Source organism: Gelidimonas diazotrophica, assembly GCF_055694025.1.
The window spans coordinates 1,976,886-1,994,769 of sequence record NZ_CM146349.1 but is presented as its reverse complement, the minus strand read 5'-3'; the positions used below and the strand labels follow the sequence as shown (position 1 = coordinate 1,994,769).

The 17,884-nt window shown below is 54.2% G+C and carries 14 protein-coding genes and 1 pseudogene; 11 read left to right on the top strand and 4 right to left on the bottom strand.

Features of this window, described 5'->3' with window-relative positions; genetic code table 11:
* Window positions 1-2: 2 nt before the first annotated feature.
* Together KGFNPO_RS09240 and KGFNPO_RS09235 are read left to right on the top strand one after the other, a co-directional pair.
* The gene (locus tag KGFNPO_RS09240; RefSeq protein ID WP_472631011.1) at window positions 3-1,676 is read left to right on the top strand and encodes a cbb3-type cytochrome c oxidase subunit I; all 1,674 of its coding nucleotides are present in this window, start codon (window positions 3-5) and stop codon (window positions 1,674-1,676) included.
* An 18-nt stretch (window positions 1,677-1,694) separates the two neighbouring features.
* The gene (locus KGFNPO_RS09235; RefSeq protein WP_472631010.1) at window positions 1,695-1,901 is read left to right on the top strand and encodes a hypothetical protein; all 207 of its coding nucleotides are present in this window, start codon (window positions 1,695-1,697) and stop codon (window positions 1,899-1,901) included.
* 474 nt (window positions 1,902-2,375) lie between these two features.
* On the opposite strand, the gene KGFNPO_RS09230 is transcribed toward KGFNPO_RS09235, so the two are convergent.
* On the bottom strand, window positions 2,376-3,332 hold the full coding sequence (locus tag KGFNPO_RS09230; RefSeq protein ID WP_472631009.1) for a proline dehydrogenase family protein: 957 nt from the start codon (window positions 3,330-3,332) through the stop codon (window positions 2,376-2,378).
* 444 nt (window positions 3,333-3,776) lie between these two features.
* Between KGFNPO_RS09230 and KGFNPO_RS09225 the strand changes: the two genes are divergently transcribed.
* The 4 genes from KGFNPO_RS09225 (at window position 3,777) to KGFNPO_RS09210 (ending at window position 7,968) form a co-directional block, all read left to right on the top strand.
* Window positions 3,777-5,303, top strand: a complete 1,527-nt coding sequence (locus tag KGFNPO_RS09225) for a CYTH and CHAD domain-containing protein (protein WP_472631008.1) — start codon at window positions 3,777-3,779, stop codon at window positions 5,301-5,303.
* 286 nt (window positions 5,304-5,589) lie between these two features.
* Window positions 5,590-6,024 carry a thioredoxin TrxC gene (gene trxC / locus KGFNPO_RS09220; protein ID WP_472631007.1) on the top strand — a complete coding sequence of 145 codons (435 nt, stop codon included), beginning with the start codon at window positions 5,590-5,592 and terminating at the stop codon, window positions 6,022-6,024.
* A gap of 160 nt (window positions 6,025-6,184) precedes the next feature.
* On the top strand, window positions 6,185-6,598 hold the full coding sequence (locus KGFNPO_RS09215) for a CopG family transcriptional regulator (RefSeq protein ID WP_472631006.1): 414 nt from the start codon (window positions 6,185-6,187) through the stop codon (window positions 6,596-6,598).
* A 74-nt stretch (window positions 6,599-6,672) separates the two neighbouring features.
* Window positions 6,673-7,968 carry an extracellular catalytic domain type 1 short-chain-length polyhydroxyalkanoate depolymerase gene (locus KGFNPO_RS09210; RefSeq protein WP_472631005.1) on the top strand — a complete coding sequence of 432 codons (1,296 nt, stop codon included), beginning with the start codon at window positions 6,673-6,675 and terminating at the stop codon, window positions 7,966-7,968.
* A 534-nt stretch (window positions 7,969-8,502) separates the two neighbouring features.
* Here KGFNPO_RS09210 and KGFNPO_RS09205 read toward each other — a convergent pair.
* Both KGFNPO_RS09205 and KGFNPO_RS09200 read right to left on the bottom strand, forming a co-directional pair.
* Entirely contained in the window at window positions 8,503-9,504 is a 1,002-nt protein-coding gene (locus tag KGFNPO_RS09205) for a hypothetical protein (protein WP_472631004.1), read from the bottom strand.
* A gap of 567 nt (window positions 9,505-10,071) precedes the next feature.
* Window positions 10,072-11,589: an AMP nucleosidase gene (locus tag KGFNPO_RS09200; protein WP_472634438.1), complete on the bottom strand. Its 1,518-nt coding sequence runs from the start codon at window positions 11,587-11,589 to the stop codon at window positions 10,072-10,074.
* Between the two features lie 249 nt (window positions 11,590-11,838).
* Between KGFNPO_RS09200 and KGFNPO_RS09195 the strand changes: the two genes are divergently transcribed.
* The 5 genes and pseudogenes from KGFNPO_RS09195 to KGFNPO_RS09175 all read left to right on the top strand — a co-directional run bounded on the left by KGFNPO_RS09195 (window position 11,839) and on the right by KGFNPO_RS09175 (window position 16,979).
* Window positions 11,839-12,525 carry an acetate uptake transporter gene (locus tag KGFNPO_RS09195; protein WP_472631003.1) on the top strand — a complete coding sequence of 229 codons (687 nt, stop codon included), beginning with the start codon at window positions 11,839-11,841 and terminating at the stop codon, window positions 12,523-12,525.
* A gap of 84 nt (window positions 12,526-12,609) precedes the next feature.
* Window positions 12,610-14,271: an acyl-CoA synthetase gene (locus KGFNPO_RS09190; protein ID WP_472631002.1), complete on the top strand. Its 1,662-nt coding sequence runs from the start codon at window positions 12,610-12,612 to the stop codon at window positions 14,269-14,271.
* Window positions 14,272-14,369: 98 nt separating this feature from the next.
* Complete coding sequence (locus tag KGFNPO_RS09185) at window positions 14,370-14,861, top strand: MaoC family dehydratase (protein ID WP_472631001.1); 492 nt, start codon at window positions 14,370-14,372, stop codon at window positions 14,859-14,861.
* A gap of 52 nt (window positions 14,862-14,913) precedes the next feature.
* Window positions 14,914-15,066 (top strand): annotated as a pseudogene (locus KGFNPO_RS09180) (electron transfer flavoprotein subunit alpha/FixB family protein); the annotation flags it as partial.
* A gap of 110 nt (window positions 15,067-15,176) precedes the next feature.
* Window positions 15,177-16,979: an acyl-CoA dehydrogenase gene (locus KGFNPO_RS09175; RefSeq protein WP_472631000.1), complete on the top strand. Its 1,803-nt coding sequence runs from the start codon at window positions 15,177-15,179 to the stop codon at window positions 16,977-16,979.
* A gap of 214 nt (window positions 16,980-17,193) precedes the next feature.
* Here the strand turns inward: KGFNPO_RS09175 and KGFNPO_RS09170 are convergent, their stop codons facing one another.
* Complete coding sequence (locus KGFNPO_RS09170) at window positions 17,194-17,841, bottom strand: SAM-dependent methyltransferase (protein WP_472630999.1); 648 nt, start codon at window positions 17,839-17,841, stop codon at window positions 17,194-17,196.
* Window positions 17,842-17,884: the final 43 nt, after the last annotated feature.

Sequence of the window (17,884 nt, the reverse complement as noted above, 5' to 3'; positions counted from 1 at the left end):
AAATGACGCACACACCCACACCCACTTACATCGAACGTTTTATCACCCTGCCGGCGCATGACCGTCGCCTGCTCAAGAGCATGGCCGCGGTCGCGCTGGTGGCACTGGCGATAGGCGTATTGGCAGGCCTGACTACCGCGCTGGTGCGCGGTGGCTTGCTGGACCTCCCTCTGAACACCGGCTACCGCGCTCTGACCGTGCACGGTCAGAGCATCTTCTTCTACTGGCTGTTCACCGCGCAGGCGGCGTTGTTGTTGGGCTTTGCCGCTACCGAACACAGTGGCGGACTGGCTTTGCCGCGCCTGGCGTGGAGCGGCTTCGCGCTGATACTGGCTGGTCTGGGCTTGAGTATGGCGGGCTCGTTCATGGGCACGCCGCTGCTTTACAACGGTGCGCCCGAACTGGCTGCCGACAACCCAAGCGCCTTGCTCGTCTTCAACCTGGGTTACTTGTGTCTGGCCTTGGGATTGATGGCGCTGCCGGCTTCAGCCATTGCGACTTTGCTCAAGCCGCGCTGGCAGGGTCAACAGGAGCGTCTGAGCGCCCTGGGGTTTGCCCTATTCGCCTGGGCCGGATTTTTGATGGTGACGGGATTCGCCGCGTTATATACCTTTGCGCCTGGCGTCTTGTGGGCGCTGGGTGTCGGATCCTTTCCGGCCAACCACGGCACCCGCTGGCACATCGTGTTTCACAACATGCATTACCTGCCTCTGATGGCGACGGTGATCCTCTGGTACGTGCTGATGCAAACACTCACCGGGGTCAAATCCGTGTTTGGAGAGCGCTTCTCGAAGATCGTTTTTTCCATGTACCTGATATTTGTGCCACCCACCTCGCTCTACCACATGTTTCTGGAGCCAAATTTGCCCAAGGTGGTTCAAGTCGGCGGGTCGATATTGTCCTTGTTCGTCAGTGTGCCTACGATCACCGCTTTTCTGATCATCGTGGCGTCATTGGAAGTACACGCCCGCGCCCAAGGTGGCCGCGGCTTGTTCGGCTGGATCCGTCTGCTACCGTGGCGTCACCCAGCCATGGCCGCCATGGGCGTGGCCGTGTTGAGCATGGGATTGGGGCTGGTGTTTGCCTTTGTGTTGATCCAGGCCCAGCTCGCGCCGCTGCTGTCGGACACCTTCTTCGTGCCGGGTTATTTCCACTTTTTCACTGTCGGTACGGTGAGTATGACCTTGCTGGCGGCCCTGGCAGTCGTACTGCCAGCCATTGGCGGGCGTCCTCTGTGGCGTCCCGATCTGTTGCGCTGGATGCCATGGCTGGCGTTTGCAGGCTTGCTGCTGTTCGGTGCGGCAGGCATAACGGCCGGCTATCTGGGCGTGCCGCGCCGGGTGATGGATGTGACTTACCAGCAACAGGCACCGGCCCTGTGGCAAGGCCTGATGATGACCGTGGCCATTGGCGGAGGCATCATGGCCGTGGCGCTGACCGCTTTCGCAGCGGGTATCGCTGCATCCTTGTGGCCCGGACGTCAGACAACCGCGTCATCGACGGCTGGACTGACGGTGTCGTGGGGCGGCAGTCCCGTGCAAACAGGGCTGAAAGCCTGGGTCGGTCCCATTTCGGTGCTGGTGATTGTGATCGCGATGTACGCCTTCTCGGCGATTGGCTTTGAGCTGATGCAAGCACTCCCGGTAACCGCCGTTGGCGGCGGCGCCGGTCATTGATTCTCAAGGAGTAAACACATGAATGAAGATTTCTGGCTGATCGTCCCGATTGCCATTGTCTGGGCGCTGCTCGGACTGGCCTATGCGTTGGTGCCTTGGGCCGACATGATTGGCTACGCCTGGGTATGGGGTTTTGGCTCTTTATTGTTTCTGGGACTGTCTGGCTTGCTGCTTTGGCGCAAACCTGGTTTGCGGCCAATACACAGCGGACGTGGAGACGTATAAAGGTGGATTGTGTCAACCGTAACGCAGAGGGAATTCTGGCACGCATCTTGTTGATGCACAACATGGTCCGCTGCGTCAGGTGTAACGGCTCGCACTTGACGCGTTTGGGTGTGCCGATACGCCGCAATTTATGGCGGCAATGTTCACCAACGGCTAGCTGTAACGGCTCGCGTTTGAAACCGGTCGGGCTCGCATTTGACGCCGTTTTTGGCTCGAATTAACTGCAAATGAAGAGCGCTCGTGCTCATATTATCTGCAAATGCGCTTGCATTGATCGGCGTCGGCTCGCATTCCATGACCGTGTGCTCACATTAATTGCAAATGAAATTAGAAGGATGTCAGACGACTATCCACAGCCGAACGTAATGCAGTGAATTGACTATCCGTTATCCGTTTGATCTATGCCTTCACTGCGGTCATGATCTGGTCGTGAATGAGTGTTCCCGTTTGTATCGTGGGGTGGTGGATTAATAATCAGCCGACCAGCGAGCGTGCAAGAAGCAGAGCGTTCGAAGGGTTCTCGCCTATGCGCCGGATGGCATGGGGCCACCAGTCGCGACCGAATGGAACATAGAGCCGCACGCGTTCACCGCGCAGGGCCAAAGCTCTGGCCGCATCCTCTCGCACACCAAGTAGCATCTCAAACTCATACTCGCCCGGTTCCCAGCCGTTTTGTCGAGCACGTTCGACTGTATAGTCATGTAGCCTCGTATCGTGGGTCGCGATGATCGGATAGAAGTCAGCTTCTTTCGCTTCACGCGAGAACATCAAATCGATGAGCGCCCGCGAATTCTGCTTCACATCTACAAGCCTCGTGTAGGCGATATCCGGTCCCGCTGCGAATGCTCCCTTGACAAGGCGAACACGGCTGCCGCGTGCGATCTGGTGCTGTATGTCGGTCATTGTGCGCTTCAGATAGGCCTGCAGCGTCAGCGCTACCGGGTATCCTGCATTCTGGAGCGCATTGTGAACATTGATGGTCGGGTCGTTCAGCGATGCATCTTCCATATCGAACATCAGGCAATTTACACTGTCCTTTTTGCCGATGGCGTTGCGAATGACGGTTGCAATTTTCGCAGCCCGTTCATACACGATCTCCGGGGCGATGTGGTGCCCAATCTGGGTCGGATCGACAGAAACGTGAATATCGATCGACGCCGCGCTCAAGGCCTGGGCGACAAGAATTTTGTTTTCGACATTCTGCTCTACCAGATCAAGTCGGTCGACATATTCACCCATATAAAAAAGAGAACTACGAATATTCTCTTTTTCAAACAGTTGAATGGCACGACTGACACCTTCCGATGGTGTCACGCCAGCAACATATTTTTGGGCCAGGAACGATGTCGCGCGCGATGTTTGCATGATCGATTTGACGCGAGCCGACCTCGCAAGGCCAATCATTGCCGATTGCCACAAACGTCTCATCATAAATTTAGTCCCTTCTTTCTTATAATCGTCGCATGTCCGGCGGAACTGATCAGGCTCTTATTGGAGGCAAAATCACGAAATGGCCGTATTGTACGCTGCGCTATTGATCTGTTTTCGGATGCTGTGTCCTTTTGGCGGTCATTTTTCCGTCCCGTTTGAGTACACCCAAACGCGTCGCTGCCATTGGGACAATTTTCATGCATTAATAGGGTCCAATTTGTGTTTTAAATGTATTCCCGTTTGAGAGTCCAGACCCAAATAAAACGAAATCAGGGGCCTTCTGTCATTTGCACTTAACGTGAGCATGAACCCCCCTTCATTTGCAATTATTGTGAGCTGAAAAACGCGTCAAATGCGTGCCGTTACAGTTATACGTTATATTTAGACATGCTATTTTGCAGCTTTATGGGAGCCTGCGATGAACCAATTTTCAGGGATGTGCTCATGGAAACCGAACTGAAACTATTGCTGGACCCAACTGACGTAGCGGTTTTTCGCCGGCATCCTTTGTTGCGCCGATATGCGCTTGCCAAGTCGACCGCGCAACAACTTATCAGTATCTATTTCGATACGCCCGACAGTTATTTCAGACGACACGATGCCGGATTGCGGGTGCGTCGGGTGCAGGGTAAGTGGATACAGACTCTCAAGGCGGACGGTCAGGTGGCGGCCGGCCTGCATCAGCGCGAGGAATGGGAATGTGCTGTGACTGGCGCATTTCCCGATCTCACGGCTTTGGCCGATCTGGTAGGGCGGCACAGTAAATGGGGCCGGAGATTGCGCAATGCTGACTTGAGCGCGCAATTGGTGCCGATTTTCACCACCAAATTCCGGCGCACGATTTGGCAATTGCGTCTAGCGCACGGGGAAGAGGTCGAACTGGCACTCGATCAGGGCGACGTTATACATGAAGCACTGTTTCTGCCGATTAGCGAGATCGAGTTGGAACTCAAATCCGGCGCGCCGGCCGGACTGTTCGAATTTGCATTGGAGTTGCAACAAACGCTGCCGTTGCGCGTTAGTAATATAAGCAAGGCCGAGCGTGGTTATGCGCTGCTAACGCCGCAAGCGCCGGCACCAACGGTGGTGCTGGCGGCGCGCCTGATGCTGACTCCAGACTTGAGCGTAGAGCAGGGCTTGCAAGCGATAGTCGGTAATTGTCTGGCGCAAATTCAGGGCAATGAGGACGGGGTCATGCATGGCCGCGATCCGGAAAGCGTGCACCAGATGCGCGTCGGCCTACGTCGGTTGCGCTGCGCAATCGGATTATTCGCCGAGCTCGCGCCTTGCTCTGCGGCGCTGCTGGCCGAATTGAAATGGCTGTTGGGCGCATTGGGCGCGGCGCGCGACTGGGAAGTTTTTTCCGGCACCACGCTGGCACATGCCGGCCCGATTCCGGCGCAAGAAGCGCTACTGCAGGTTGCGCATACGCTGGTGCAACGGCATCGCCATCAGGCTGGATTGGCCTTGGGTTCGGTGCGCTATGCGGCATTTTTGCTGGCTGTCGGTAGTTGGCTGCACAGCGCGCCGTCGGCGCAGGGCGACCGAACGAGGGCATTGCCGCTGGCTGACTTTGCGGCAAGCACGCTGCAGCTATGCCACAAAAAACTGAAAAAGCGCATCAAACTATTGCGAAGACTGCAAGATGACACGCCCCAGGCACGCCATCGGGTGCGTATTGCGGCCAAGAAATTGCGTTATGCCAGTGAATTTTTCCAGTCGCTGTACCGGCCTAAGTCGATGGGAACGTATCTCAAGGCGCTGTCCGGCTTGCAGGACCGGTTGGGGCGGCTCAATGACGTCGCGGTAGCCGGCCGCTTGTTGCCGCAACTGGCCCATAGCCATCCCGATCTTGCTTACAGTGCCGGTTTAGCGCAGGGCTATCTCGATGCGCGTACTGAGCGGCAGATTCGTACCTTGGGGCGGCACGGGCGGCGCTGCATGCGGGTAAAAATTCCTATTTTGCAATGATCGCATAGTTACCATAAAGTCGTGAGTATAGTAATTTTCATGGCATTTACCGCATATTTTGATTGTTGTTTAAAATATACTCGCCAAAATTAATGATAATGGTGTTGGGCTTCGTTGTATTCAGTACCAACCTACGAGTATTTTTATATTACGCATGTTTTATATGCGGTAAATCGCATGTTATTTGGCATACTCCTGTTTTTTAATGAATTGTGAGACTGTGTAAGGTCTTTGCGTAAAGTCTTTATTAATTGTTGCATTCCCTTTTTCAGCCGAAAGGAAAACCATGCCAGATTCCCTGCATATCGTTTGCCCGCATTGCGATGCAGTCAACCGCGTCCCAGTGGACAAACTTAACGCGCAACCCACCTGCGGCAAGTGCCAGAAACTCTTGTTCGTAGCACAGCCGCTGGAACTCGATAGCACCCGTTTTGCACGGCATATCACGCGCAACCAGATTCCGGTGCTGGTCGATTTCTGGGCACCGTGGTGCGGCCCGTGCCGCATGATGGCGCCAGCCTACGCGCAGGCGGCGCAACTTTTGGAGCCGGCAATCCGGGTTGTCAAGCTCGATACCGAACAAGCGCAGGAATTGGCAGCGCAATACGCCATTCGCAGCATTCCAACTCTGGCGCTGTTCAAGAACGGGCTCGAAGTGGCGCGGCAAGCCGGTGCGATGGATGCTGCCGGTATCGCGGCGTGGGCGAAGGCGCACGCATAAGTAGTTTGGCTCGCTGCTTGATCGCGATAGTGCGACGCATCGACTTTTGTCGATAGCGTCGTTTTTTTACTTGACAATCATATGTGGAGACCTATACTACCATCCATACAGATGGCATATGGATGCCATACGGAGTTAAATTGAGAGTATAGGAGGATATATGAGCGTGCATGAAATTCGGCCCAAGCTCAGTGATAGCGAAAAAATCACTATCAATCTGGGATTGATCGATCTGGGGCAAATCGATTTATTGGTACAGGAAGGCTTTTATTCCAATCGCACCGATCTGATCCGCACCGCCATTCGCAATCAATTGAGCACCCATGCCGAGGTGGTCAAGCAAACGGTGGCGCGCAAAAGTCTGGTGCTCGGGTTGCAACATTATTCCCGCGCAGATCTTGAAGCCGTGCAAGCCGCCGGACAGCGCTTGCAAATTCAAGTGTTGGGTTTGGCTAGTATCGGCACCGATGTGTCGCCTGAACTGGCGCTGGCGACGATTGATTCCGTGATGGTATTAGGAGCATTGCATGCGAGTCCGGCAATCAAAGCAGCGCTCGCCGGGCGCATTCATTAAGTTGCCCAGGTTCAAAAAATTAACCCTTGTCGCCAATGGCACACCGCCCGGTGACTATTGAGAGGAGCAATACCATGAAACTCAATGAAAAAATGCTTGAAAAAATGCGTGAAGCCACGCAAAAAATGATGGCCGGCGGATCGGCGGCAGCGACTGCGGCAATTCAGCAGGCATTGCAAAAAAGCGTCAGTCCCGAGCATGCTGCGGCGTACTCGGCCTGGACCGCGCCCCAGACACGGCCGATGCACGATATCAATCCCTTGCCGGAAAAAGACACGATGCATGCCGCCAAGGCGGCTGATAAAGTTGCGGCCCCGCTGGCGAATGATTTTGTGTCCGACTTATTGGCAAAGCTGGGGATTCAAACCGGCCTCGAAGGTGGACAATTTGTCCCGCCCGAATTTTCGACGCCATCCTTTATTCCGCAGCCGCAGCATGAGGTGGAAATAGATGCCAGCAGCGCAGGCCAGTTTATCGCCGGTTCTTATTCCAACCAGGCCGGCAGCCGCAGTTATAAATTGTATATTCCGAGCAGTTACCACGGCCAGGCGCTGCCGTTGATTGTGATGCTGCATGGCTGTACGCAAAGTCCAGACGATTTTGCCGCCGGCACCCGGATGAACGCCATCGCGGAAGAAAAGCCATGCTTCGTCGTCTATCCGGCACAAACGCAATCAGCCAACAGCTCCAAGTGCTGGAACTGGTTTAATGCCATCGATCAGCAGCGCGACCAGGGCGAGCCGTCGATCATCGCCGGCATCACGCGCCAGATTATCAGCAGCCACAATATCGACGCTAACCAGGTGTATATCGCGGGCATGTCGGCCGGCGGCGCGATGGCCGTCATCATGGGCACGCACTATCCCGATCTGTACGCGGCAGTCGGCGTCCATTCCGGTTTGCCGTATGCGGCCGCACATGATTTGCCGTCTGCGCTGGCTGCAATGAAAGGTGGCGTGGCAGGGAGGTCGGCGCTTAATAAATCAGCTGAATCGGCGGCTGCTGCACAGAAAAATACGATTCCGATCATCGTATTTCATGGCGATCGGGACACCACGGTGCATCCGCGCAACGGCGAAAAGGTGATGGCGCAAAGCCAAGTTGTTCGTCATCAAGGAGCGACTTCTGCAGCAACGTCGGGCACACCCGAGCCAAGCGTGTTGCGCGGCAAAATTCCAAACGGCCACGCCTACACCCAGACCACGCATCAAAATGCCGAAGGACAGATCGTGGCCGAGCACTGGGTGATCCATGGTGCTGCCCATGCCTGGGCCGGCGGCAGCAAACGCGGCAGCTATACCGACGCCAAAGGTCCGGATGCGAGCCAGGAGATGATGCGGTTCTTCACTACGCAAGCGAAAAAGAAGTAGGAATTTCCGGGAGCGTCGAGCGTAAGCTCGGCGTTCCCGGCTTAATTACTAAAATGCAATATCAAGTAGTGCAGGCCTCCGTGCCTGTACCGGGCCGCAGGCACGGAGGCCTGAGTGCAGTGACATGAAAAGTGAAATTGTAAAAAGTCGGAATCAAAGACTTAACAGGGATTTTGCCAAAGAAGATGAGTCGATTTGACGTAGAAGATGAGATATTTTCGGCCTTAGCCACGAAAGATGAAATTTTCGGGAGCGCTCACTTTTATAGTATTAACTGGTGAAACTCAATTAGTCGATGATGGATGAATTTTTGGTAACTAAAATTATTGCAGTGGATGAAAGTAAAAGACCGTTAAGCATTATGTAAAGGCCCTGACCAGCTGTATTCGACCCAAATCAGCCGGTCAGGGTGATTCCTTGAATGACTGCACTGCAGCGAAAGCGGTCATTCGCCCGGCGCACTCTCTGATTGTTTTAAATAGCCATTACAGTTCTACGAGGCGCCTGGTGATTCGAGGTGCATATCATAAATTTCTAGATCTTATCAACGTCTTTGCCAGTTAATGTTTTAACGATTGCTGCAAGGCTCTTTACAGATTGAGTTATAGCCGCACGCTCATTTTTGGCTATTTCTATTTCGACCGTGGTTTGCCCCTTGTTGAGTATATGATTTCGTTCAGTCTCAGATATTTTTCCAATGACCTCTGAGATCAATTTGTCATTTTTTGTATTCAAAGCAGCATCTAATGCAATTTCTTTTGCTTCTAAATTGGTAATCTCATTCTGAAAATATTTTATTTCAGAAAGCCCCTTTTTATAGAGTCCTAGAAAGAAATAGGCAAAAATTTCAATGAAAATAACTAAAGTCAGTCTGGGCAAATAAGTAGCCGCGAATTTTGCAAGATTTTCTAGTTCTATCGGAGCATTAAAAACTGGATGAGACAATAACCACAAGCCGCTTGCTGCTGTAATCACTCCAAAAACTAAATTCACATTGTTGCGAAAGCCCAGCTTTCCCACCTCCATACATAGTCTCTTTCGTGGCTCGGACATTGAGGCTTCAGCACTACTAATATTTGCCTTCGTGCTCAATGGAAGAATACGTACTTCAGTGTTTCTCGCCCCATCGAGTTTTGCTTGACCGATCATAACGGATGCTTTGGCAATTGTAGACACAGCCAAATCAGGTTCAGCAATGAGGTCGGATTGGGACTTAGTGACTAATTTTTCATGATCAGAAATGGGCGCACTACTATAATCCGATAATTTCGGCAGAGATGGCAGTCCTACTCCATATTGCAGATAGCGAAGTAACCAAACGGAAATCGAAATCGCAAAAAATCCTAAAGAAACTGGAAAGAATATATTTTCGCCAATTCCTAGCGTACGAGAGAGGAAAAAATATATCGTAGCAGGCATGAAATAGAGGAGAAGTCCAAGGCCAAATGGAGTAAATATTAATATATGATAAAGACGCTTTGTTCGATTAACTTCCCCCAAAAATCCATCATATCTGTAATCCCTAAAATTTGGCATTATCCACCCCTATTATTATCTAATCGATACGAAATACTGCAGTATTTTAAATACCTTAAGCCTGAGAACGCTACTCTACAACATCCAAAACCGCTCAGAAGGTTGATATAACATTATGCTGCTCGCACGCCGACATTGTTGTGCGAACGGCAGCTTCCTCTGCAATGCTGTCGGTCGTGCATGAATCTCGAATGGCTGGTTTCAGTCTTGAACCGCCATCCGCGTCGCAATCCCCAACGGCCGCTTCATATCCAATGTCTGACATTCCGACAAGGCCAATCATTTGCTCGGCACGCGAGTATGTCTAGGTGTAAAGGAATTCCGAGGATTAGGTCAAATTCACGTCAGCGCCCACAAAATTAGGCTTAGTCGCCGGCATTGTCTGAAATAGCTCTGAGTTATAGCCGCCTTAAATTGGCACATTAACATCATGTGGCGAGCTGATTGAAGGTCACAGTTCTGATGCAGTGCTCACAGTAAATCCGGGGCGAGTCAGTCTCAACTATCGTGGCAATAATCTCAACTTCCGTATCCCTTTACGGCCTGCACTCCTGATAAACAATTATTTTACTGAAATGCCACTTCAGCAAAGCTGCGCAGTTTGCGACTGTGCAGCTTGTCCACGCCTTGCTTGCGTAACAACTCTAACGCACGGATGCCGATGCGCAAATGTTGATCGATCCGGTCGCGATAGAACTGGTTAGCCATGCCGGGCAGCTTGATTTCGCCGTGCAGCGGTTTGTCGCTTACGCACAGCAAGGTGCCGTAGGGCACGCGAAAACGAAATCCATTGGCAGCGATGGTGGCGCTTTCCATATCCAGCGCAATGGCGCGGCTCTGGCTGAAACGGCGCTCAGGCGTGCGCTGCGGCAGTAGTTCCCAGTTGCGATTGTCGGTGCTGGCTACGGTGCCGGTGCGCATCACGCGTTTCAGGTCATAACCGGTGAGCTGGGTGATTTCAGCCACCGCTGCTTCGATTGCCACTTGCACTTCTGCCAGTGGTGGAATCGGTACCCACAGCGGTAAATCTTCATCCAGCACGTGGTCTTCGCGCACATAACCGTGCGCCAATACATAGTCGCCCAATTGCTGGGTGTTGCGCAGGCCAGCGCAGTGGCCGAGCATCAGCCAGGCATGCGGACGCAATACGGCGATATGGTCGGTGATGGTTTTGGCATTGGCCGGCCCAACCCCGATGTTGACCATCGTGATGCCGCTGCCGTCGGCGCGGATCAGGTGAAAGCCTGGCATTTGCGGCAGACGTGGTGGCGCTGCACCTAGTTCATCCCCCAGTTGTACGCTTTGTCCCACTCTTCGCGTGATCACATTGCCCGGCTCGACAAAGGCGATGTAAGTGTCGTCGTCCGCCGGGGCCAAAGGATCGGGAGCACGGTTCATGATTTCGTGCGCCAGTCGCACGAACTCGTCGATGTAGAACTGGTAGTTGGTAAACAGTACAAAATTCTGGAAATATTCGGGCGCGGTGCCGGTGTAGTGGCGCAGCCGTTGCAGCGAATAGTCCACCCGAGGGGCAGTGAACAACGATAACGGTCGAGCCTCTCCCGGGGGCGCTTCGTAGGTGCCGTTGGCAATGCCATCGTCCATCGCGGCCAGATCGGGCAGGTCGAACATGTCGCGCATCGACAAACGTCGCTCGGCGCTCATGCTGCCTTCGATATGGTCGTGCTCGGCAAACGAAAAGTGCACCGGAATCGGCTGCGTGCTGGTGCCCACTTCCAGTTGCACCTGCTGGTTGCGCCCGTGGTTTTTCAGCAGCAGGCGAAATTGTTCCAGATAGTAGTTCGAGAACAAATCCGGTCGCGTGAGCGTGGTCTCGAAGGTGCCGGCGCCCGCCACAAAGCCGTAAGACAGGCGCGAATCGGCCCGTACCACGGTATCGGTATGGACCCGCACAAAGGGATAACAGGCGCGCACATGCTCTGAAGGATTTTCGCCACTGACGAAACGCTGCAGGGATTCGCGCAGGTGGCTGATGCTGCGTTCATAAATGGCATGCACCTGGTCCAGTGCAGCAGCAGGATCGTCAAAGTGGGCGGGAGCGATGAAATGGGGGGTTAGCAAGATGTAACTCCTAAAATTCCGGGCATGGATGGGGCTGAGTGGTGGGTCAAGGGTATTGTAAGGGTGAGGCCGTGTTTATAAGTATTGACCCAACGCAAATAGCTTGGCATTTAAAACACTGGTTTGCGACGTGGCAATTATAATTCTGCCCTTGTATCTAGGCCTCAAAAGCAAGCCATCGCTGTTCCTGACGGCGCAAGTTTGTGTACTGCCGGTCCGACTCTACCGATTATCAACTTCAGGAAAAACTTCATGCAAACTACACCCCAGACTCCGGTTACCGAAACCAAAATCATCATGTCCGACCCGACCGCACTTGGCGTATTTGGCTTGGCAATGGTCACTTTCGTGGCGGCTTCTTCAAAAATGGGCTGGACCAGTGGCACCGTGTATCTGATCCCGTGGGCGCTGTTTCTCGGTTCGATCGCACAGGTATGGGCTTCCAGCATCGACTTTAAAAAGAATAACTATTTCGGCGCGATTGTGCTCGGTGCCTATGGCTTGTTCTGGATCGCGGTCGCGATGCACTGGGCAATCAGTCTGGGCTGGCTGGGTGCGGTTGGCGACAAGGCAGACCCAAGGCAACTCGGGGTGGCGTGTATCGGCTATTTCATTTTCTCGCTGTTCATCATGGTTGCCGCATTCGAAGCGAACAAGGTATTTGCCGCGATTCTGGTGATGATTAATATTCTGCTGCCATCGCTGGCGCTGAGTATCTTCGGCATCAACGCACCTTTCTTCGGCATGCTTGCCGCCTATTCTGAACTGGCGATTTCACTGCTCGGCTTTTACTGCGCAGGGGCGGTATTCCTGAACAGCTATTTTGGCCGCACGCTGCTGCCGCTCGGCAAACCGTTTGGCTTCATCCGCAAAGGTCCGCTAGTACGCCCGGCCAAGGATCTGCAGGTGATCCCGCTCGGAACTGCAGCGAAAAAATAAGCGCTGGTCGATCGACGACCGACGACCGTATCACCAGCCGTCACCAGCAATAACCGTAATCTATTTTTAAGAAAGACATTCATCATGCTGCCAACCAAATCTGCTAGTCCGTACAGCGTCGGCCTGGAAAAGACACCTGCCAACTTTGCCGCGCTTTCACCATTAAGCTTTCTGGCGAAAGCGGCCGCTGTCTATCCCGAGCGGATTGCGCTGATCCACGGCCAGCGGCGCATCAGCTGGGCCGAAACGTATACCCGTTGCCGCCGCCTGGCCAGTGCGCTGCAGCGGCGCGGCATAGTCGCCGGCGATACGGTGGCGGTAATGGCACCCAACATTCCGGCAACTTACGAAGCCAGTTTCGGGGTGCCGATGATCGGCGCGGTGCTCAATACGCTCAATATCCGGCTTGATGCCGAAGCAATTGCATTCCAGTTGGGGCACAGCGAAGCGAAAGTCTTGCTTACCGACCGCGAGTTCAGCGGCACGATTGCGCATGCGCTCGCGCTGATGGAAAACCCACCGCTGGTGATTGACATCGACGACGACCTGTATAAAGGCGGCGGGTTGCTGGGACAGATCGAATACGAAGCATTGCTGCTGGAAGGCGATCCCGATTTTGCCTGGGAGCTGCCGGCTGATGAGTGGGATGCGATCACGTTGAACTACACGTCGGGCACCACCGGCAATCCGAAGGGTGTGGTGTACCACCACCGCGGTGCCTATCTGAATGCGATCTCGAATATCGTCTCCTGGGGCATGCCGCAACATGCGGTTTATCTGTGGACATTGCCTATGTTCCACTGCAACGGCTGGTGTTTCCCGTGGACCATGGCGGCCAATGCCGGTACCAATGTCTGCCTGCGTCGGGTCGATTCCGCGCTGATTTTCGATGCTATCCGCACCCATCGCGTCACCCACATGTGCGCCGCGCCGATCGTCTACAACATGATGATCAATATCCCGCCAGCGCTGGGCGAAGGCATCACGCACCAGGTCAGCGGCTTCATCGCCGGCTCGGCGCCGCCAGCGTCCACCATCGAAGGGATGGAACGCCTCGGTTTTGACATTACCCATGTCTATGGATTGACCGAAACTTACGGCCCTGCCTCGGTCTGTGCTAAGCATGAAAGCTGGGCTGAACTGCCGTTGTCCGAGCGCGCCCGCTTGAACGCCCGCCAGGGGGTTGCCACACCGATGCAGGAAGCGATGACGGTACTCGATCCGATCACAATGGCGCCAGTGCCGCAGGATGGCCAGACCATCGGCGAAATCATGTTTCGTGGCAACATCACTATGAAGGGCTACCTGAAGAATCCGGCCGCCACCGAAGAAGCGTTTGCCGGCGGCTGGTTCCATACCGGCGATCTGGCGGTGGTCGATCCTGACGGTTATGTCCGCATCAAGGATCGCTCGAAGGACGTGATCATCTCCGGCGGCGAGAACATCTCGTCGATCGAAGTCGAAGACGTGCTGTACCGGCATCCGGCAGTGGAAGTGGCAGCGGTAGTGGCCAAGGCAGACCCGAAGTGGGGCGAGGTGGCGTGTGCTTTTATTCAGCTCAAGCCAGACGCCAGCGCAACGGAAGATGAAATTCGCAGTTTCTGCCGCGAACATCTGGCCCATTTCAAGGTGCCAAAATCCGTAGTGTTTGGCACGATTCCAAAGACATCGACCGGCAAGCTGCAAAAATTCCGCCTGCGCGAGCAGATTAAGGAACAAATAGCAATGGCAGACGCACTGGCATGACCTGACGGCGTGGCGGGTGGCATCCGTTTGGATTGTCGCCATCCTGCGCCGGATTAGACGGCAAAAACCAATAATCGAAAGTTAGCAGAGGAACGCAGATGAACATCTTGGGCGGCTACGACATCGAGGATTTCTCGATCGGCATGAACGCGACATTTTCCAAAACCATTACCGAGGCGGACATTGTTTTGTTTGCCGGCGTTTCCGGCGACAACAATGCGCTTCATATTAATCAGGAATATGCGGAAACTACGTCATTTGCCGGGCGTATTGCGCATGGGATGTTGACGGCCAGCGTCATTTCGGCGGCGGTTGCTAATAAACTGCCTGGCCCTGGAGCAATCTACATGAGCCAAAGCTTGAATTTCCGGGCCCCGGTCAAACCCGGCGACACCGTGCATGCGACGGTGACCGTCAAGGAAATCATCCTGGAGAAAAAGCGCGTGGTGCTGGAAACCACCTGCACCGTCAAAGGCCAAGTCGTGATCGACGGCGAGGCGCTGGTCAAGGTCGGATCAAGCCTGGCGGCAGCGCTGCGGGAGTCTGCAGCAGCAATTGAGAAAAGCAAGTTTGCGGCTGAATGCGGCTGAATGCGCCTAAACGAGCCGTGCCAGGAGACGCTGCCAAATATCATGAAGGCCAGGAAGAAGCCGCTTGTTGGCCGGGATGAAAGACTCGAAGACCATCGTCGCGATCAACAAAGATCCTGAAGCGCCGATTTTCTCGATTGCCGACTACGGCATCGTGGGCGATCTGTTTGACATCGTGCCGCAACTGATGACAGAACTTGGCTAAAAACCGGACTAAGCAGGTTTGTCCAATAATGTAGATTGAACTTTGCAAGCTACGCAAGTCCAGCATGGAAAGTGCTGGGTTCCGTGGCTTGTATCTCTGGAGAATAAAAGATGAGTTATACAGCCCCCCTGAAAGACATGCTGTTCGTCATGAATGAACTGGCAGGCATGCACGCAGTGAACGCCTTGCCAGGTTGCGAAGACGCGACTCCGGACACGGTGGAAGCCGTGCTGGAAGAAAATGCGAAATTTTGCGGCAACGTAGTCGCGCCGCTGAACTGGCCGAGCGACAAGGAGCCAAGCACCTGGCACGACGGTAATGTGACGACCGCCAAAGGCTTCAAGGAAGCATTCAAATCCTTTGCCGAAGCTGGCTGGCAGGGCGTGCAGCATCCGGCCGAATTCGGTGGCCAGGGCTTGCCGAAGCTGGTCGCGACGCCATGCATCGAAATGCTCAATTCGGCCAGCGTCTCGTTCGCGCTGGTTGCCTTGTTATCCGATGGCGCGATTGAAGCGTTGCTGATCGCCGGCAGCGATGCGCAAAAAGCTACTTACCTTGAACCGCTCATTTCCGGCAAATGGACCGGCACCATGAACCTGACCGAGCCGCAAGCCGGCTCCGATCTGGCGGCAGTGCGCACACGCGCCGTACCGCAAGACGATGGCACTTACAAAGTATTCGGCACCAAGATTTTCATCACCTACGGTGAGCACGACATGGCTGAGAACATCATCCATCTGGTGCTGGCGCGTACCCCGGATGCACCAGCGGGCGTGAAAGGCATTTCACTATTCATCGTGCCGAAGTTCCTGGTCAATGCTGACGGTTCGCTCGGTGCGCGCAACGATGCGCATTGCGTCTCTATCGAACACAAGCTCGGTATCAAGGGTAGCCCGACAGCAGTATTGCAATTTGGCGACAATGACGGCGCGATTGGCACCTTGGTCGGCGAAGAAAATCGCGGCCTTGAATACATGTTCATCATGATGAACGCAGCCCGTTTTGGCGTAGGCATGCAAGGTATCGGTTTGGCTGAACGGTCCTACCAGCAAGCGGTAGCGTTTGCGAAAGATCGGCAGCAATCGCGTGACTTGACCGGTTCTGCCGGCCCGGTATCGATTATTCATCATCCGGATGTGCGCCGCATGTTGATGTCGATGCGCGCACAGACCGAAGCAGCGCGTGCGCTGGCTTACGTTGGCGCGGGCATCAGCGACATTGCCCACCACCATCCGGACGCAGCGACTCGCGCCGCAAATCTGGCGGTGTATGAATACTTGGTGCCAATCATCAAGGGTTGGTCCACCGAAATGTCGCAAGACGTAACGCGCGATGGCGTGCAAGTGCATGGCGGGATGGGTTTCATCGAAGAAACTGGCGCTGCCCAGCATTACCGCGATTCCAAGATTCTGACCATTTACGAAGGCACGACGGCGATTCAAGCCAACGATCTGATCGGCCGCAAGACTGTGCGTGACGGTGGTGCAACAGCGCGGGGCATCATCGCCCGGGTACGTGCGACCGAAGCACACCTGGCCGAATTGGGCGAAAGTTCACATGGTGCTGACTTTAAGGCAATTTTGCGCCAGTTGTCCGCAGGTAGCATTGCGCTGGAAGCCGTGGTGGACTACGTTGCTGCCAACATGAAGACGGACATCAAGGCGGTTTTCTCAGGCAGCGTGTTGTACCTGAAACTGGCGGGGATTGTCCTGGGCGGCTGGCAGATGGCGCGGGCTGCCGTGATTGCACAGCAAAAACTGGACGCTGGTGCTGGCGATGCACAGTTTTACCAAGCGAAAATTGGCACTGCGCGTTTCTTTGCGGATCACATCCTGTCGCAAGCTCCCGGGCTGCGCACTGCGATCATTGATGGTAGCGCCGGCGTGCTAGCTTTGACTGAAGACCAGTTCTAAAATTTATAAAGAAGTACGTTTTTGCGCACTCTTAAATAGTGCAGACCTGATGAAAAAGCCGAGCGTTTGCTCGGCTTTTTCGTTTATATATAGGATTTACGCAATACCCAGTAGTGCAGGCCTCCGTGCCTGCATTGGGTTGCAGGGCGCAGGCACGAAGGCCTGCACTACGAGGTCTACCTAAGTAAGTAGTCGTATTTTGCGTAAGTCTGATCTACTTGAAATTGCTCTTTTCGCCAGTCTTGATATTAAGCGCATAACGCATGCCATTCTCGGTGAACAGCATTTCGTCCGGTGGTTCGTCGCCGGCCAATATGCCGTATGTGAGCGGCAAACCTTCGCCCTTGCGTACCAATGCATCGGCGCGTTCGTACACATTCGGGCAGCCGGTTTCGGCGATCAGGGATTGCACGATGGGTATCTTCCAGGCATCCACGCCAGCGGCCTGAAACTGGCACACCAAATAACCTTGCTGGCCGCCAAACCAGTCAACTACCAGCCCAGGCAAACCGTCGTCTTCGCCCAGAATGAGGTGAATCATATGACTTGGCGCTGCTTTTTTACCATTGGCGGCGACGTTGCGTGCGGCGATGGCTGTCTTGACGCGACGCTTGATCAGCGCATGGTCAACAGCTTCGTTTTGATCGAAACTCCAGATACGGGCGCGAATTTGCGACTTCGGGCTCCAGGCGGCGCGCGCCAGAAATTGCCCGGAAGAGGATCGCACCAGCGCCGTCGCGCCCGATTTCATCTTTTCTTCGGGTTTGCCATCGACGCGCTCAACCGCAGACGCATAAATCCACGGTTGGTGATTTTCCAGCAGGCTTTTTTCTTTGCCTTGTTTGATGGTGATGATTAGCATGGGATTCCAGAATTAATAAATTTAAATAATCTACGTAGGGGCA

What these genes read in the sequence shown, in the direction of transcription:
- KGFNPO_RS09240 (WP_472631011.1), top strand. Translation starts at nt 3, where the DNA reads ATGACGCACACACCCACACCCACTTACATCGAACGTTTTATCACCCTG.
- KGFNPO_RS09235 (WP_472631010.1), top strand. Translation starts at nt 1,695, where the DNA reads ATGAATGAAGATTTCTGGCTGATCGTCCCGATTGCCATTGTCTGGGCG.
- KGFNPO_RS09230 (WP_472631009.1), bottom strand. Translation starts at nt 3,332, where the DNA reads ATGATGAGACGTTTGTGGCAATCGGCAATGATTGGCCTTGCGAGGTCG.
- KGFNPO_RS09225 (WP_472631008.1), top strand. Translation starts at nt 3,777, where the DNA reads ATGGAAACCGAACTGAAACTATTGCTGGACCCAACTGACGTAGCGGTT.
- trxC (WP_472631007.1), top strand. Translation starts at nt 5,590, where the DNA reads ATGCCAGATTCCCTGCATATCGTTTGCCCGCATTGCGATGCAGTCAAC.
- KGFNPO_RS09215 (WP_472631006.1), top strand. Translation starts at nt 6,185, where the DNA reads ATGAGCGTGCATGAAATTCGGCCCAAGCTCAGTGATAGCGAAAAAATC.
- KGFNPO_RS09210 (WP_472631005.1), top strand. Translation starts at nt 6,673, where the DNA reads ATGAAACTCAATGAAAAAATGCTTGAAAAAATGCGTGAAGCCACGCAA.
- KGFNPO_RS09205 (WP_472631004.1), bottom strand. Translation starts at nt 9,504, where the DNA reads ATGCCAAATTTTAGGGATTACAGATATGATGGATTTTTGGGGGAAGTT.
- KGFNPO_RS09195 (WP_472631003.1), top strand. Translation starts at nt 11,839, where the DNA reads ATGCAAACTACACCCCAGACTCCGGTTACCGAAACCAAAATCATCATG.
- KGFNPO_RS09190 (WP_472631002.1), top strand. Translation starts at nt 12,610, where the DNA reads ATGCTGCCAACCAAATCTGCTAGTCCGTACAGCGTCGGCCTGGAAAAG.
- KGFNPO_RS09185 (WP_472631001.1), top strand. Translation starts at nt 14,370, where the DNA reads ATGAACATCTTGGGCGGCTACGACATCGAGGATTTCTCGATCGGCATG.
- KGFNPO_RS09175 (WP_472631000.1), top strand. Translation starts at nt 15,177, where the DNA reads ATGAGTTATACAGCCCCCCTGAAAGACATGCTGTTCGTCATGAATGAA.
- KGFNPO_RS09170 (WP_472630999.1), bottom strand. Translation starts at nt 17,841, where the DNA reads ATGCTAATCATCACCATCAAACAAGGCAAAGAAAAAAGCCTGCTGGAA.